This is a genomic window from Gordonia namibiensis NBRC 108229 (assembly GCF_000298235.1).
In the GTDB taxonomy this organism is placed as follows: Bacteria; Actinomycetota; Actinomycetes; order Mycobacteriales; family Mycobacteriaceae; genus Gordonia; species Gordonia namibiensis.
In genome coordinates, this window is record NZ_BAHE01000016.1 from 52,230 (window position 1) to 66,301 (window position 14,072).

The 14,072-nt window shown below is 67.6% G+C and carries 12 protein-coding genes; 6 read left to right on the plus strand and 6 right to left on the minus strand.

Going from position 1 to position 14,072, the window contains the following annotated elements; all coding sequences use genetic code 11:
* Both GONAM_RS10540 and GONAM_RS10545 read right to left on the minus strand, forming a co-directional pair.
* On the minus strand, positions 1-2,034 hold the full coding sequence (locus GONAM_RS10540) for a glycoside hydrolase family 13 protein (RefSeq protein ID WP_006866754.1): 2,034 nt from the start codon (positions 2,032-2,034) through the stop codon (positions 1-3).
* Positions 2,035-2,134: 100 nt separating this feature from the next.
* Positions 2,135-2,563, minus strand: a complete 429-nt coding sequence (locus GONAM_RS10545) for a globin (protein ID WP_040536040.1) — start codon at positions 2,561-2,563, stop codon at positions 2,135-2,137.
* A 150-nt stretch (positions 2,564-2,713) separates the two neighbouring features.
* On the opposite strand from GONAM_RS10545, the gene GONAM_RS10550 reads away from it, so the two are divergent.
* From GONAM_RS10550 to GONAM_RS10560, 3 genes are all read left to right on the plus strand, one after another.
* Positions 2,714-3,313 carry an HNH endonuclease gene (locus tag GONAM_RS10550; protein WP_006866757.1) on the plus strand — a complete coding sequence of 200 codons (600 nt, stop codon included), beginning with the start codon at positions 2,714-2,716 and terminating at the stop codon, positions 3,311-3,313.
* A gap of 151 nt (positions 3,314-3,464) precedes the next feature.
* Positions 3,465-3,713 carry an aa3-type cytochrome oxidase subunit CtaJ gene (ctaJ, locus tag GONAM_RS10555; protein WP_006866758.1) on the plus strand — a complete coding sequence of 83 codons (249 nt, stop codon included), beginning with the start codon at positions 3,465-3,467 and terminating at the stop codon, positions 3,711-3,713.
* Positions 3,700-4,194: a DUF5130 domain-containing protein gene (locus tag GONAM_RS10560; protein ID WP_006866759.1), complete on the plus strand. Its 495-nt coding sequence runs from the start codon at positions 3,700-3,702 to the stop codon at positions 4,192-4,194. The genes ctaJ and GONAM_RS10560 overlap by 14 nt, the downstream gene beginning before the upstream one ends.
* Positions 4,195-4,284: 90 nt before the next feature.
* Here GONAM_RS10560 and GONAM_RS10565 read toward each other — a convergent pair whose 3' ends face one another.
* Together GONAM_RS10565 and GONAM_RS10570 are read right to left on the minus strand one after the other, a co-directional pair.
* Positions 4,285-5,349, minus strand: coding sequence for a fatty acid desaturase family protein (locus GONAM_RS10565; protein WP_006866760.1), 1,065 nt, complete (start codon positions 5,347-5,349; stop codon positions 4,285-4,287).
* Positions 5,350-5,542: 193 nt separating this feature from the next.
* Positions 5,543-6,937 carry a C4-dicarboxylate transporter DctA gene (locus GONAM_RS10570; RefSeq protein ID WP_006866761.1) on the minus strand — a complete coding sequence of 465 codons (1,395 nt, stop codon included), beginning with the start codon at positions 6,935-6,937 and terminating at the stop codon, positions 5,543-5,545.
* A 176-nt stretch (positions 6,938-7,113) separates the two neighbouring features.
* Here GONAM_RS10570 and GONAM_RS10575 point away from each other — a divergent pair, with 176 nt between their 5' ends.
* Together GONAM_RS10575 and GONAM_RS10580 are read left to right on the plus strand one after the other, a co-directional pair.
* Complete coding sequence (locus tag GONAM_RS10575) at positions 7,114-8,679, plus strand: sensor histidine kinase (protein ID WP_006866762.1); 1,566 nt, start codon at positions 7,114-7,116, stop codon at positions 8,677-8,679.
* Entirely contained in the window at positions 8,676-9,356 is a 681-nt protein-coding gene (locus GONAM_RS10580) for a response regulator (protein WP_006866763.1), read from the plus strand. The genes GONAM_RS10575 and GONAM_RS10580 overlap by 4 nt, the downstream gene beginning before the upstream one ends.
* Positions 9,357-9,383: 27 nt before the next feature.
* Here the strand turns inward: GONAM_RS10580 and pepN are convergent, their stop codons facing one another.
* Positions 9,384-11,969 (minus strand): aminopeptidase N, encoded by a 2,586-nt coding sequence (pepN, locus tag GONAM_RS10585; RefSeq protein ID WP_006866764.1) that lies wholly within the window; start codon positions 11,967-11,969, stop codon positions 9,384-9,386.
* Between the two features lie 29 nt (positions 11,970-11,998).
* Positions 11,999-13,234 carry a TetR/AcrR family transcriptional regulator gene (locus GONAM_RS10590; RefSeq protein ID WP_006866765.1) on the minus strand — a complete coding sequence of 412 codons (1,236 nt, stop codon included), beginning with the start codon at positions 13,232-13,234 and terminating at the stop codon, positions 11,999-12,001.
* A 206-nt stretch (positions 13,235-13,440) separates the two neighbouring features.
* On the opposite strand from GONAM_RS10590, the gene GONAM_RS10595 reads away from it, so the two are divergent.
* Positions 13,441-14,064 carry a mycothiol-dependent nitroreductase Rv2466c family protein gene (locus tag GONAM_RS10595; RefSeq protein WP_006866766.1) on the plus strand — a complete coding sequence of 208 codons (624 nt, stop codon included), beginning with the start codon at positions 13,441-13,443 and terminating at the stop codon, positions 14,062-14,064.
* Positions 14,065-14,072 lie beyond the last annotated feature (8 nt).

Genomic DNA, 14,072 nt, shown 5'->3' on the forward strand with positions numbered 1-14,072 from the left:
TCAGACCAGCCAGGCGGCGGCGTCCGGCGGCAGCATGCCGTCCACCAGAGGCGAACTGATCAGGATGAGCTCGCCCGGCGGCAGCGGCACCGGGACCTCGCCGGCGTTCAGCGCGCAGATCAGGAAGCCTTCCGACCGCCGGAATGCCAGGCAACCCTGGGGTGCCTCGTACCAGTCGATCGAGTCGCCGGCGAATTCTGTTCGGTCGTAACGCAATTCGATGGCCGCCCGGTACAGCGACAGCATCGAGCCGACGTCTTCGAGCTGTACCTCGGCGGTCAGCGACCGCCACGACTCCGGCATCGGGAGCCAGGTGTCGGCCGATGAGCTGAAACCGAAAGGCGGCTCGGTGCCCTGCCACGGCAGCGGCACTCGACATCCGTCGCGGCCGCGTTCGGTGTGACCCGACCGCTCCCACACCGGATCCTGGAGGGCCTCTTCGGGGAGGTCGTCGACGTTGGGCAGGCCGAGTTCGGAACCGTTGTAGAGGAAGATCGAACCGGGCAGGGCCATCTCGACGACGAGCATCGCCCGGGCGCGGCGCGTCCCGCGTGCGAGATCGAGTTCGCCGGTCGCGGGGTCGACGGGGGCGTACCGGGTCACCTCACGTGTGACGTCATGGTTCGACAGCGTCCAGGTGGGCGTCCCGGACACCGACAGGACCGCGTCGAGGGAGTTCTCGATGGCCTCGCGGACGGCCTCGGCGTCGAATGGGGCCTTGGCGAGACGGAAATTGAAACCCAGATGCAGTTCGTCGGGGCGCAGGTACTCGGCGAACCGCTCGTTGTCGTTCACCCAGATCTCGCCGACGTTCGCGGCGCCCGGGTACTCGTCGAGAACCTTGCGGATCTTGCGGTGGATGTCGTGCACCGCATAGTTGTTGAACCGCGGATCATCGTCGTCGTTGGAGAGCAGCGCGGTCTTGGTCAGATCCATGTCGGGCAGGTCGGCGGGCTTGGCCATCCCGTGCGCGACGTCGATCCGGAACCCGTCGACCCCGCGATCGAGCCAGAACCGCAGTGTCTTCTCGAGATCTTCGAAGACCTCGGGGTTCTCCCAGTTCAGGTCGGGCTGCTCGGCGGCGAAGATGTGGAGGTACCACTGGCCGGGACTGCCGTCGGCCTCGGTGACCCTGGTCCACGACGGCCCGCCGAAGATGCTGTGCCAGTTGTTCGGTGGCTCGTCGCCGTTCTCACCGCGACCGTCGCGGAAGATGTACCGGTCGCGTTCCGGACTGCCCGGGCCGGCGGCGAGCGCGGCCTGGAACCACTCGTGCTGATCGCTGGTGTGGTTGGGGACGAGGTCCATCGTCACCCGGATGTCGCGGGCGTGGGCCTCGGCGATGAGGGCGTCGAAGGTGGCGAGATCGCCGAAGAGCGGGTCGATGTCGCGCGGATCGGCCACGTCGTATCCGTGGTCGGCCATCGGGGAGGTCATGATGGGGCTGAGCCAGATCGCGTCGATGCCCAGCAGTTCGAGATATCCGAGTTTGCCGATGACACCGGCGAGGTCGCCGACGCCGTCGCCGTTCGCGTCGCAGAACGACCGCGGATAGATCTGGTAGAAGACCGCGGACTTCCACCACGTGGTGTCGGTCGGATCCAGCTGTGGCACCGACACGGTGGCCGGTTCGATTCGTGCGGCGGCGGTTTCGGCATCCGGGATGAGATCGGCGTCCGGGTCGAGTTCGGCATCCGCCTCGGCCTCGATGGCCTCGTCGTCGAGGGCCTCCGGGTCGGTCGTCGCGGGATCGACGACTTCCGGGTCGACGGCCTCGGTGTCTGTGGTTGCGCGATCGTCGATTTCGGGATCGTCGGCTGCTGCCGCGTCCTCGGTGGGAACGGCGCTCACGGCGTCGCCGGTCTCGGCATCCGATGCGTCTCCGGCGATCTCGGGGGTGTCTCCCGACAAGTCACTCACGTTGCCCTCGGTACCCGTGGTCTCCGGTACGTCGGTGTGTGCGCCGTCGGTCTGACCCCCGTCAGATGGCTCGGCGGGGACAACATCTGGTGTCTCATCGCTCACCGTGGTCATTCTGCCCTACCTGAGTTTTCGGCGAGAAATCCTGGTCAATCGGCGCGTCGTGGGCGTGTCGAATGTTCGGGTGCCGAAAAGCAGAGGGTATCCGCGGATCTCAGATCGGGGAGTTCATCATCGACTGGGCGGCCATCTCCATGTAGTCGACGAGTGCCTGCCGATGCGGTGGGTCCAGGGTGTCGTCGTCGATCGAGGCGATCGCGGTGTGCATGCACCGCAGCCAGGCGTCGCGCTCGATCGGGCCGACGCGGTAGGGGTTGTGGCGCATGCGCAGCCTCGGGTGGCCGCGCTCCTCGGAGTAGGTCCGCGGACCGCCCCAATACTGCTCGAGGAACATCCGTAGGCGCCGTTCGGCGGGACCGAGATCCTCCTCGGGATACAGCGGGCGGAGCACCTCGTCCTTCGCCACCTCGGTGTAGAAGACCTCGGTGAGTCGTCGGAACGTCTCCGCGCCGCCGATCTCCTCGTAGAAGCTCCGCGGGGCCGGGTCGGGGGAGTTGCCGGATTCGCCAGTCACAGCCGCCATTGTCCCTACGACCGAGGGGTGCCTCAACGTCGCGTGCCGCCGGTGGGTCCCCGACGGGGTGTCCTGCCGCGGATTTTCCGTGCACGAGATCGGTGTCCGTGGTGAACTTGTGCAGGTCAACCTGTTCACGCCGATCCGGCGGGAGGGCGAATGACGCACCGGTCACATCACAAGACGGGCGAGGTGACGAGGCTGCACGGCGGTGCCGCCTCGCCGCCGGGCGGTCCACGGTCGCGGACGCGCCGCCGGGTGCTGCTGCTCAACGCCACCTACGAGCCGCTCAGTGCGGTCACCATCCGCCGAGCCGTCGTCCTGATCCTGCGTGGACGCGCCGACATGGTCCACGCCGACGAGTCCGGGGGAGCGTTCCACTCGGCTGCGACGGAGGTCCCGGTGCCGACGGTGATCCGTCTGCGCAACTATGTGCGGGTCCCATACCGTGCGACCGTGCCGATGACCCGGGCGGCGCTGATGCATCGGGACCGGTTCCGCTGCGGATACTGCGGCAAACCCGCCACCACCATCGACCACGTCGTGCCACGCAGCCGGGGAGGCGCGCACAACTGGGAGAACTGTGTGGCGTGCTGCACGTCGTGCAACCACCGCAAGGCCGACCGCCTGCTCAGCGAGCTGGGCTGGACGCTACGGACCCGTCCGGTCGCACCGAAAGGCCGGCACTGGGGACTCATCGCCGCCGTCAAGGACATCGATCCGGCCTGGATGCAGTACATCGACGCGGGTGCCGCGTGAGGCGCGTGGACACGCCGGGGGTTGCCGCCGAGAACTGTCTACGACGCGCTGTAGGGGTCGCTGCACCGGGCCGTGTGATGTGGGCTAGATTGATCAACGATGACCTGTGCCGACAACCGGCCTGGTCCGGCGCGACCATCGAAAGGGTGACATGGACAGCCTGATCGTCCCCATCGGAGTGCCAGTCACGATCGTGACGGTGCTCTTTGTCGTGCTCTGCGTTGTCGCGATGGTGTTCTCCAACGGGGTCAAGTACCCGAAGGTCAAGGAGTACACCCTCGATCAGCAATGGGAGCATGCTCCGCTTCTCTTCAGTGCCACCGACATCGAACCGATGGCACTTCCGCGGCACGCGGAACCCGGCGACGTTGATGGGAGCTCGGCAAGTGGCAAGTGGTGAGGTTTCGCACGCGAACGTGAGTGCAGAGGTCGCGGCCCGGTCGGCCGCCGAACTTCCGCTCGGCGCCGTGATCACCAACAGCGGACGCATCTCGGCGGCCCGCTACCCGGGTGACACCCCGTCGACGCCGCCCTTCAGCAAGAAGGACCTGATCGCTCTCGACGACACCCTGAAGGCCGCGAGCGAGAAGGCTCTCGTGCGCTTCTCGGTCTACATCGGCGATCTCGACGGTGACCTCGACGCGAGCGCCCGCGCTGTCCTGGCGAAGGCTCCCGAGCCCGCCCACGGCACGCTGATCGCGGTGTCGCCGAACACGCGCGACGTCGTCATCGTCTCCGGTAGCGAGGTGTCGAGCCGCGTCAACGACCGCGTCGCCGCACTCGGCGTGACCGCCGCGGTCACCGGCTTCCGTCAGGGCAACCTGATCGACGGCCTCATCGCGTCGCTGCGCGTGATGGCGACCGCCGCCGCAGCAGGCTAGTCCAGCAGACCACGAAGAAGGCCGCTCCACCTCTGGGTGGGGCGGCCTTCTTCGTGTTCGCGTCTTACGTGTGCCGGGACGGGTGCCGGGTCAGCGGTACATGCGGACCAGGGGACAGGTAAACGGATCGCGATCCCCGAGCCCGACCTGGTTGAGGTAGCGGATCACGATGCCATAGGACCCGACCAGCGAGGTCTCGGTGTACTGCACGCCGTGACGCGCGCAGTGCGCCCGGACCAGCGGCTGCACCTTGGCGAGGTTGGGACGCGGCATGCTCGGGAACAGATGGTGTTCGATCTGGTAGTTGAGCCCGCCCATCATGAAGTCGGTGACCGGGCCGCCCCGGATGTTGCGCGACATCAGCACCTGTCGGCGCAGGAAGTCCACGCGCATGTCCTTGGGAACCAGCGGCATGCCCTTGTGGTTCGGCGCGAACGACCCGCCGAGCAGGAGCCCGAACACTGCGAGCTGTACCGCGATGAACGCGACGGCGAGTCCGGGGGACATCACGAGGAACGGAACCGCGACACCGAGGAGAAGGCGCAGCAGGATCAGTGCGATCTCGACGGCCCGGTGCGGCACGGCCGTGCGCGCGGCGAGTCCTTGGAGGCTCGCGACGTGGAGGGCGGCCCCCTCGAGTGTCAGCAGCGGGACGAAGAACCATCCCTGGTGTCTGGTGAACCAGCCGTAGAGGCCGGTCCGTTCCGCGGCCACCGTCGGCACGAACGCGATGGGGCCGTCGGCGATGTCGGGGTCGGTGCCCACCTGGTTGGGGGCCTTGTGGTGCCGGTTGTGCTTGTTGCGCCACCAGTGGAAGGAGAGACCGGCTCCCGCGGCGGCGAGAATCCGTGCGTTCCACTCGTTGGCCCCGGCGGAGGCGAACATCTGGCGGTGGGCGCCGTCGTGACCGAGGAAGCCGAACTGGGTGCTCACCACGGCGAGCAGAGCCGCGGGCACGATCTGCCACCAGGTGTCGCCGAGCAGGATCACCGCCGTCCAGATCCCGACGAACGAAAGGACGGTCAATCCGATCCGGGCGACGTAGAACCCGCGTCGACGGTCCAGCAGTCCTGACGCGCGGACCTCCGCCGCGAGTTCGGTGTAGGAACTCACGAATTTGTTGTCACGGGCATGTGACACAGCTGAAAGGGACAAGAGTGCGTACCTCTGGCCTTCTGATTGTTGCCAGGTACGCCGGAGGGATCAGCTTTCGGAACTGAGGCGCGTCACGAGAGACATGAACCGGGATTGCGATGCATCAAGGGGCGAGACCCATCATGCCATGGTCACGGCCGACGGACCCGGCCCGCGCCGTGATGGCGCGGGCCGGGCCTGCTCAGGACAGTGCTCAGGACCGCGGCGCGGAACCCTCGAGCACCTTCTCGCGGGTCCCGGTCGAGTCGAGGTCGTCGTCGACCATGTTCGACTCATCGAACGGGACCCGACCTGCCAGCACCTCGTCGACCTGGTGCTTGTCCACCGTCTTGGTCCAGGAACCGACCAGGAGAGTCGCCACCGCATTGCCGGAGAAGTTGGTGACCGCACGAGCCTCGGACATGAACCGGTCGATACCGACGATCACGCCGACGCCCTCGAGCATCTCCGGGCGGTGTGCCTGGAGTCCGGCGGCGAGGGTCGCCAGTCCCGCGCCGCTGACGCCGGCGGCGCCCTTCGACGCGATGATCATGAATGCGAGCAGACCGATCTGCTCGCCGACCGACAGGGGGTCGCCCATCGCGTCGGCGATGAAGATCGACGCCATGGTCAGGTAGATCGCGGTGCCGTCGAGGTTGAACGAGTACCCGGTGGGCACCACGACACCGACGGTCGTCTTCTCGACGCCGAGGTGTTCCATCTTGGCGATGAGTCGTGGCAGGGCCGATTCCGACGACGAGGTCGCGAAGATCAGCAGGTACTCGCGGGCCAGGTACCGCACCAGGCGGAAGATCGAGACACCGGCGATGGTCCGGAGCAGCACGCCCAGCACACCGAACACGAAGACCAGGCAGGTCAGGTAGAAGGCCAGCATCAGCGTCAGAAGTTGTTGCACCGCTGCCCATCCGGTCTGGCCGACGACGTTCGCGATGGCGCCGAACGCGCCGATCGGCGCGACCCACAGGACCATGGTCAGGACCTTGAAGACCAGCTTCTGGAAGTAGGAGACCGCGGTCAGGATCGGCTCGCCGGTGCGTCCCATCGCCTGGATCGCGAAGCCGACCAGGAGCGCGACGAACAGCGCCTGCAGCACGCTGCCGTCGGTCAGCGCCGAGAGCATCGACTCAGGGATGATCCCCTGGATGAAGTCGAGGGTGTCACCCGATTCGTGAGCTTCCTTGGCGAGTTCGGAACCCTTGTCCGACATCGACGAGATGTTCAGGCCTTCACCGGGCTGGATGAGGTTGCCGACGACCAGACCGATCGCCAGCGCGACCGTCGACATGATGAGGAAGTAGACGAACGCCAGACCTCCGACCTTGCCGACCGTCGCGGCCTTGCGGACCGATCCGATGCCCAACACGATCGTGCAGAAGATGACCGGGGCGATCATCATCTTGATGAGGCTGACGAACATGGTGCCCAGGACACCGAGGTTCTTGCCGACCTCGGGAGCGACGAGACCGACGACGACGCCGGCGACCACCGCGACGATGACCGCGATGTAGAGCCAGTGCGTGCGGTCGCGTCTGGCTCGTGGGGCCTCGGCCTCCGCCGCCTCGTCACCGGCCTTCGGATCTACGTTCATCGGCAGTTCTCTCCTCGTGTACCGGGAACATGGGTGGTTAGGATTGTGAACCGACCAGGTGACCACCGTCACGGTTCTGTTCATTACGTTCACCGCTGCCGGGGAATAGCCCGATATGGGGCTTTGCCAAACACGACGGCGGGTCATGAGGGTGGAGACGCAGTTAGGGGCCGAGCATGCGGTGGTTTCCGCGGACGCTCGCCGGCCAGGTGGCGGCGCTCGCGCTGGCCGTAGTGGGGGTCGTGGTCGTGGCGGGCAGTGTGCTCGCGGCGGTCGACGCGCGCGCTGACGGCGACCGGGCCGCCCGCGACGAGGTCACCGCGGTGGCGGTCAGCCTCGCCCAGGCGCCCTCGACGGTGTCCGCACTCACCTCCCCGGACCCGAGCGCGATCCTGCAGCCGGTCACCGAACGGATCCGTCGGGAGACCGGCATCGCCTTCATCACCGTGCTGGGTCCGGACCGGACGCGCTTCACCCACACCGACCCGTCCCTGATCGGTGCTCCCTACATCGGGAGCATCGATGCGGCCCTGCGCGGCGAGACGATCACCGAGACCTACACCGGCACCCTCGGCCCATCCATCCGGACGATCACCCCGGTCCGGGGTCCCGACGGCCGGATCCTCGGCATGGTGGCCGCAGGCATCACCCAGCGTTCACTCACGTCGACCTGGCGCGGGGAACTCCCTCGGATCGCCGTCACCGCCCTCGCGGCCCTGCTGACGGCGGTCGCCGGCGTCTGGTGGATCCGACGGCGACTGTTGCGGCAGACCGGCGGACTGGCCCCGGACGACCTGCGTCTGATGTACGACCACCACGACGCGGTGCTGCGTGCGGTCCGCGAGGGCCTGATCGTCGTCTCCGACGGCCGGCCTGCGTTGGTCAATGCAGAGGCCCAACGCCTGCTGGGCATCGGAACCGACACCCCCGCAGGCGAACTGCCGGACTTCCTGACCCGCGGCGACGGGGTGTCCGACGAGTTGCACGCCGAGGGCGGACGGGTACTGCTGGTCAGTCGCTCGCCGGTGTCCGGACGACGCGGCTCGTCGGTCGTCACGATCCGCGACCGGACCGAATTGGCCGAGGCCATGGGAGAGTTGGATTCGATGACCCGATTCGCCGAGGCGCTCCGCTCCCAGGCTCACGAGTCAGCGAACCGGTTGCACACGCTGGTCGCACTGGTCGAGATGGGGCGGCCGGAAGAAGCGGTCCGACTCGCGACCACCGAACTCGAACTGTCCCAACACCTCATCGACCAGATGGCCCAGGCGGTAGCCGAGCCGGCGCTGGTCGCGTTGCTCCTCGGGAAGAGCGCACAGGCGGCCGAACGGGGAATCGCGTTCTCGCTCACCGAGGATTCGCAGGTGAGCGATGAGGCCACGCAGATCCTGTCATCGCGCGAGATGATCACCGTGGTGGGGAACCTCGTCGACAACGCCCTCGACGCCTGCGATCCGAACGACCCGTGGGTCGAGGTCGGGGTTGTCGGAGACCACGAGGCGCTCGAGATCGTCGTCGCCGACAGCGGACCCGGGATGGACGGCGAACTGTTCCGACGCGCGACCGCCCGGGGGTACTCCACCAAGTCCGGCGGCGACGGCGCCGGCCGCGGACTCGGCCTGGCCCTCGTCTCGCAAGTGGTCTCCCGGCACCACGGGACGTTGACCGCCGAGAACACCTACGGCTCGGTGGTGACCGTGCGTATCCGGGTGGCGCAGTCGCCATCGGGGGAGGTCCGGTGATCCGCGTACTGATCGTCGAGGACGAACCGGTGATCGCCGAGGCACACCGTGACTACCTCGCACGAATCGGCGGCTTCGAGGTCGTCGGCGCGGTGACGACCGCGCAGGAGGCGTTGCGCTCCGCACGGACGCATGGCGTCGACCTGGTGCTGCTCGACCTCGGTCTCCCCGACGCCCGCGGCACCGACCTCGCCTCCGCGCTGTCCGGGGTGCGCCCGGCCCCCGACGTCATAGCCATCACCGCGCAGCGAGACCTGCCGACCGTGCGCGACGCGATGTCGCGCGGGGTGCTGCTCTACCTGCTCAAGCCGTTCACGTTCGCGGCCTTCCGCGAGAAGGTCGAACAGTATCTGCGATATCGGGAGGCGTTGACCGGTGAGGCGGAGGCGGTCAGTCAGCGCGACGTCGACCGGGCACTGGCCGAGTTGCGTTCCGGCGATCACCGGCGGTCGGCGAAGAAGGGCTCGGCACCGCAGACCGAGGATGCGGTGTGTCGTGCGGTGCGGGACAGTGCCGACGGGCTCACCGCCTCGGAAGTGGCTCGCACACTGGGATCTTCGCGCGTCACGGCATGGCGCTATCTGGAACGACTTGCCGACGACGGCATCCTCGACCGCGACACCCAGTACGGCTCGGCCGGTCGCCCGCAGGTGCGGTACCGGTGGCGCCGGCGCTGATCGCCGACACCACCGGTACCCGGAACATCAGTCCTGGGCGTCGAACTCGCGCGCTCGCAGCGAACGTGCAACGCCGTCACGGCCTTCGGAGATCAGCCGCTTGAGGGCTGGCGGATGGTCACCCGCGACGAACTCCTCGGCGAGATCGAGGGCATGCTGCGTCATCGCCCAGCTCGGGTAGAGGCCGATGACAACGGTCTGGGCGACCTCGCTCGAACGGCGCGCCCACACCTCGGGGATCGCCTCGAAGTACTTCTCGACGTACGGCTCGAGCAGCTCGCCCTGACCCGGCCGCGCGAAGCCCTCGATCATGGTGCGGGTGTAGATGTTCGACAGGGAATCGTCGTCGATCGCCTGCGACCACGCGTCGGCCTTGGCCTCGGGGAGCGGTCGCGACGAACGCGCCGCGGCGGCCTGCCGGGTGCCGGTGGCGGTGTTGTCACGCTGGGCCTCGGCGTCGATGGTCGGGGTCGAACCCGCGTCGGTGTCGATCGCACCGGCGGTTGCCAATGCCCGCACCAGCTTCCACCGCAGGTCGGTGTCGACGGCGAGACCGTCCAGGCCCTGCTCGGCCGGGTCCGCACCGTCGAGAAGTGCGCGAACCACGTCGACCTGGTCGTCGTTGAGCTTGCCGGCCAGCCAGGTGTTGACGAAGGCGAGCTGGTGGTCGGAGCCCGCGTCGGCACCCCGTGCGAGTTCCAGCAGCCGGGCGCTGAAAGCGGGCCGACCAATCGAGGACACCCAGGCGGGGTCGGCGTAGGACTCGATCGCCGTGGTCGCCTGCATCAGGACACGCTGCACCACACCGATCTCGGTCTCCGATGCGATCCCGCGCTGCACGAGTTCGACGAAGTCACGGGCGCGCATCTCGGCCTGCCGGGTCATCTCCCACGCCGCGGACCACACGAGCGTGCGCGGCATGGAGTCGGTGATGTCGCCGATGCGGGCGGTCGCGGTCGCCAGCGACTCGGGGTCGAGGCGGATCGACGCATAGGTGAGGTCACCGTCGTTGAGCAGCACCAGGTCTCCGCGGTTCACGCCGACGAGGTCGGGCACGTCGGTGCGCTCACCCTCGACGTCGAGTTCGACGCTCTGGGTCTGTTCGATGGCGCCGGAACCGTTGTCGGCGTAGATGCCGACGCGGAGCCGATGTACGCGGGTCTCGCCCGCGCCCGGGGCGGCGCCGTCCTGGACGATCGTGAACCGGGTGAACGCCCCGGACTCGTCGACCTCGAAATCGGGTCGCATGACGTTGATGCCGGTGGTGCGCAGCCACTGGTCGCCCCAGTCCGACAGGTCACGACCGGACGACTTCTCCAGTGCCCCCAGCAGATCCGAGAACGTCGCGTTGCCGAACTTGTGGGCGGCGAAGTAGTCGCGCAGACCGGCGAGGAAATCGTCCACACCGACATAGGCGACGAGCTGCTTGAGCACCGAGGCGCCCTTGGCATAGGTGATGCCGTCGAAGTTGACCTCGACGGCGGCGATGTCGGGGATGTCAGCGGCGACCGGGTGGGTCGAGGGCAGCTGATCCTGCCGGTACGCCCAGGACTTCTCGACATTGGCGAACGTCGTCCAGGCGTTGGTGTACTCGGTGGCCTCCGACTGGCAGAGAACCGAGGCGAACGTGGCGAAGGACTCGTTGAGCCACAGGTCATCCCACCACTGCATGGTGACGAGGTCGCCGAACCACATGTGCGCCATCTCGTGCAGCACGGTCTCGGCACGACGCTCGTAGAGGTACTTGGTGACGCGCGACCGGAAGACGTAGTCCTCCAGGAAGGTCACCGCTCCGGCGTTCTCCATCGCGCCGGCGTTGAACTCGGGCACGAACAGCTGGTCGTACTTGCCGAAGGCGTAGGGGATGCCGAAGTTCTTGTGGTAGAAGGCGAATCCCTGTTTGGTCTCGGTGAAGAGCCGGTCGGCGTCCATGTGTTCGGCCAGCGAGGCGCGGCAGTAGATGCCCAGGGGGATGTCGCCGTGGTCGTCGGAGTAGACGTCGGTCCACTCGGCGTACGGCCCGGCGATCAGCGCGACGAGGTAGGTGCTCATCGGCGCTGTCTCGCGGAAGCGGTGGATACCCGGTTCGGCGGCGGTGGTCTCGACGTGTGCCGCGTTCGAGATGACCTTCCAGTCCTCGGGTGCGGTGACCGTGAGGGTGTAGGTGGCCTTGAGGTCCGGCTGATCGAAGCAGGCGAACATGCGCTTGGCGTCGGCGGTCTCGAACTGGGAGTACAGGTACACCGAGTCGTCGGACTGGTCGACGAAGCGGTGCAGTCCCTCACCGGTGTTCGAGTACGCGCAGTCGGCGACCACGGTGAGGGTGTTCTCCGCGGCCAGCCCGGGCAGGGCGATGCCGACGGATTCGTCGAAACCGGAGACGTCGAGCTCGACGCCGTTGAGCGTCGCCGAGTGCAGCGTCGGCGCGACGAGGTCGATGAAGGTCTCGGCGCCCTCGGTCGCGGTGAACGTGACCGTCGTGGTGGATCTGAAAGTCTGGGTGCCGGGCGAACCGTTGCCGTCGGTGAGGTCGAGTTCGATCTGGTAGTTCGACACGTCGACGATCGCGGCGCGCTCGCGGGCCTGGTCTCTGGTGAGGTTCGGGGCAGTCACGCAGGCCAGCTTATAGAGATTGGCGGTGCTCAGCCGTCCGACAGCAGATCGGCGGGTTGGAGGATCGCGGTCGCGAGTGCGATGAGGGCGTCGGAGATCCCCGTTCGTGCGCGCAGTTCCGGCGACTGCACGATGTCACCGGTCACCCCGATGAACGCGCGGGTGAGGCCTGCGGCGTCGCCCTCGGACAGTTCGGGCGCGCGGGCGCGGATGGCGGCGGCCCATTCGGCGATGTATGCGCGTTGGGCCGACCGCAAGACGTCCTGGTCGGCCTCGGGCAGGTAGACGAGGTCGCGGGTGAAGATCGGGACGATCCGTCCGTGCACGCCGAGCGCCTGCTCCACGTGCAGTGAGATCAGCACGTCGAGGGCGTCGCTCGGCTCGACGCCGTCGAGGGCGTGGGCCGTGAGGAAGAGCATTCCCTCGAGGGCGCGGAACAGGATCGCGCGCAAGACCTCGGTCTTGCCCGGGATCTGCTGATAGAAGGTGGCGACCGAGATGTCGGCCGCCCGCGCGATGTCGTCGATCCGGACGTCGTGGAAACCCCGCTCGGCGAACAGGTCGGTGGCGGCATCGAGGATGCGCTCGTGCCGGTCGGCGGGGCGTCGGGTAGGCGGCGACGGGGATGAGGCGTCGGGTCCGGCTGCGGGCACCTCGCAGTCGACGATCGACCGGGCTATGGCCCGCTGGATCTGCATCACGCGTGCGGGCGGCATCTGCCCGCGGATCACCGAGGTGTTGGAGTACAGGCTCAGGACGGCGAACCCGAGTAGACGGGCATCGGCGTCCGGCAGGTCGGGTCGTACTGCGACGACCTTGTCGGCGATGTAGTCACCGTACTTCGTGAAATAGCCGCGCATCTCGGCGAGTTGTGTGGGCTGCAGGTGCCGTTGTTCGCGGCGCCAGAGGATGGACACATCGTGATTGGCGGTCATGTCCCCGAGACGATCGAGGAAATGCCACAGTTGGGCCGCCGGTGTCTCGCCGCGGCCGTCGGCCTCGCGCACGAGCTGGTCCACCAGGTCGACCTGGGTCAACAACGCCTGCACGAGGATGTCGTGCTTGCCGGGGAAGTGGCGGTACACCGCGGGACCGGTGAGACCCACCGCGGCACCGATCTGTTCGATGCTGACGTTGCGGTAGCCGAAGTCCTGGAAGAGGATCGTCGCCGCCCGGACGATCTGCTCGGCCCGGAGCCCCCGGGGGTTCGCCCGCGCGCCCGCCGGACCGGGACCGGAGCCCGGATCATTCGGCGTCGACGACATGGACGTTTCCTCTCCGAGAACGGTGGCTGACCCGGACGTGGCCCACCCGAAGGGGTCCTCCCAAGGAACCGTAACCGGATCCGAGCCAGATTTCCGCAGCTCACATCACAAACCGGGAACAGCCCGACGCGTGCCGATGTTGAGCACGGTTGACGGTGCCGCCGGTACGGTCGAGATCGAACACCACTTCTGAGAGGACGTCGACGATGTCAGAGCAGGGCCAGTCCACCACCGATCGGGTCGATTTCTGGTTCGACCCGCTCTGCCCGTGGTGCTGGATCACCTCCCGGTGGATCCTCGAGGCCGAGAAGGTCCGGCCGATCGACGTGAACTTCCACATCATGAGCCTGGCCGTTCTCAACGAGGGCAAGGAGATCCCCGACGAGTACCGCGAGGCGCTGAAGAACGCATGGCGTCCGGTCCGGGTGATCGCCGCGGCTGCAGCGGAGAAGGGCGACGATATCCTCGCGCCTCTCTACGCCGCGATGGGCACCCGGATCCACAATGAGGGGATCAAGGACTTCGACGAGGTCATCGCCGGTGCGCTCGCCGAGCTCGGGCTCGATGCCTCGCTGGCGAAGGCCGCCGATTCCGAGGAGTTCGACGAGGCCATCCGCAAGAGCCACCACGAGGGAATGGACAAGGTCGGCGACGACGTCGGCACCCCGACGATCCACGTGAACGGTGTCGCCTTCTTCGGCCCGGTGCTGTCACGTATCCCGCGCGGCGAGGACGCCGGCAAGGTTTGGGACGGGGCGCTCGCCCTCGCGTCGTACCCGCACTTCTACGAGCTCAAGCGCAGCCGCACCGAAGGGCCCCAGTTCGACTGATTCGCAGC

Bases quoted from the DNA above. Each gene is read 5' to 3' on its own strand.
- GONAM_RS10540 (WP_006866754.1), bottom strand. From the start codon at position 2,034: ATGACCACGGTGAGCGATGAGACACCAGATGTTGTCCCCGCCGAGCCA.
- GONAM_RS10545 (WP_040536040.1), bottom strand. From the start codon at position 2,563: ATGGCGGCTGTGACTGGCGAATCCGGCAACTCCCCCGACCCGGCCCCG.
- GONAM_RS10550 (WP_006866757.1), top strand. From the start codon at position 2,714: ATGACGCACCGGTCACATCACAAGACGGGCGAGGTGACGAGGCTGCAC.
- ctaJ (WP_006866758.1), top strand. From the start codon at position 3,465: ATGGACAGCCTGATCGTCCCCATCGGAGTGCCAGTCACGATCGTGACG.
- GONAM_RS10570 (WP_006866761.1), bottom strand. From the start codon at position 6,937: ATGAACGTAGATCCGAAGGCCGGTGACGAGGCGGCGGAGGCCGAGGCC.
- GONAM_RS10575 (WP_006866762.1), top strand. From the start codon at position 7,114: ATGCGGTGGTTTCCGCGGACGCTCGCCGGCCAGGTGGCGGCGCTCGCG.
- GONAM_RS10590 (WP_006866765.1), bottom strand. From the start codon at position 13,234: ATGTCGTCGACGCCGAATGATCCGGGCTCCGGTCCCGGTCCGGCGGGC.
- GONAM_RS10595 (WP_006866766.1), top strand. From the start codon at position 13,441: ATGTCAGAGCAGGGCCAGTCCACCACCGATCGGGTCGATTTCTGGTTC.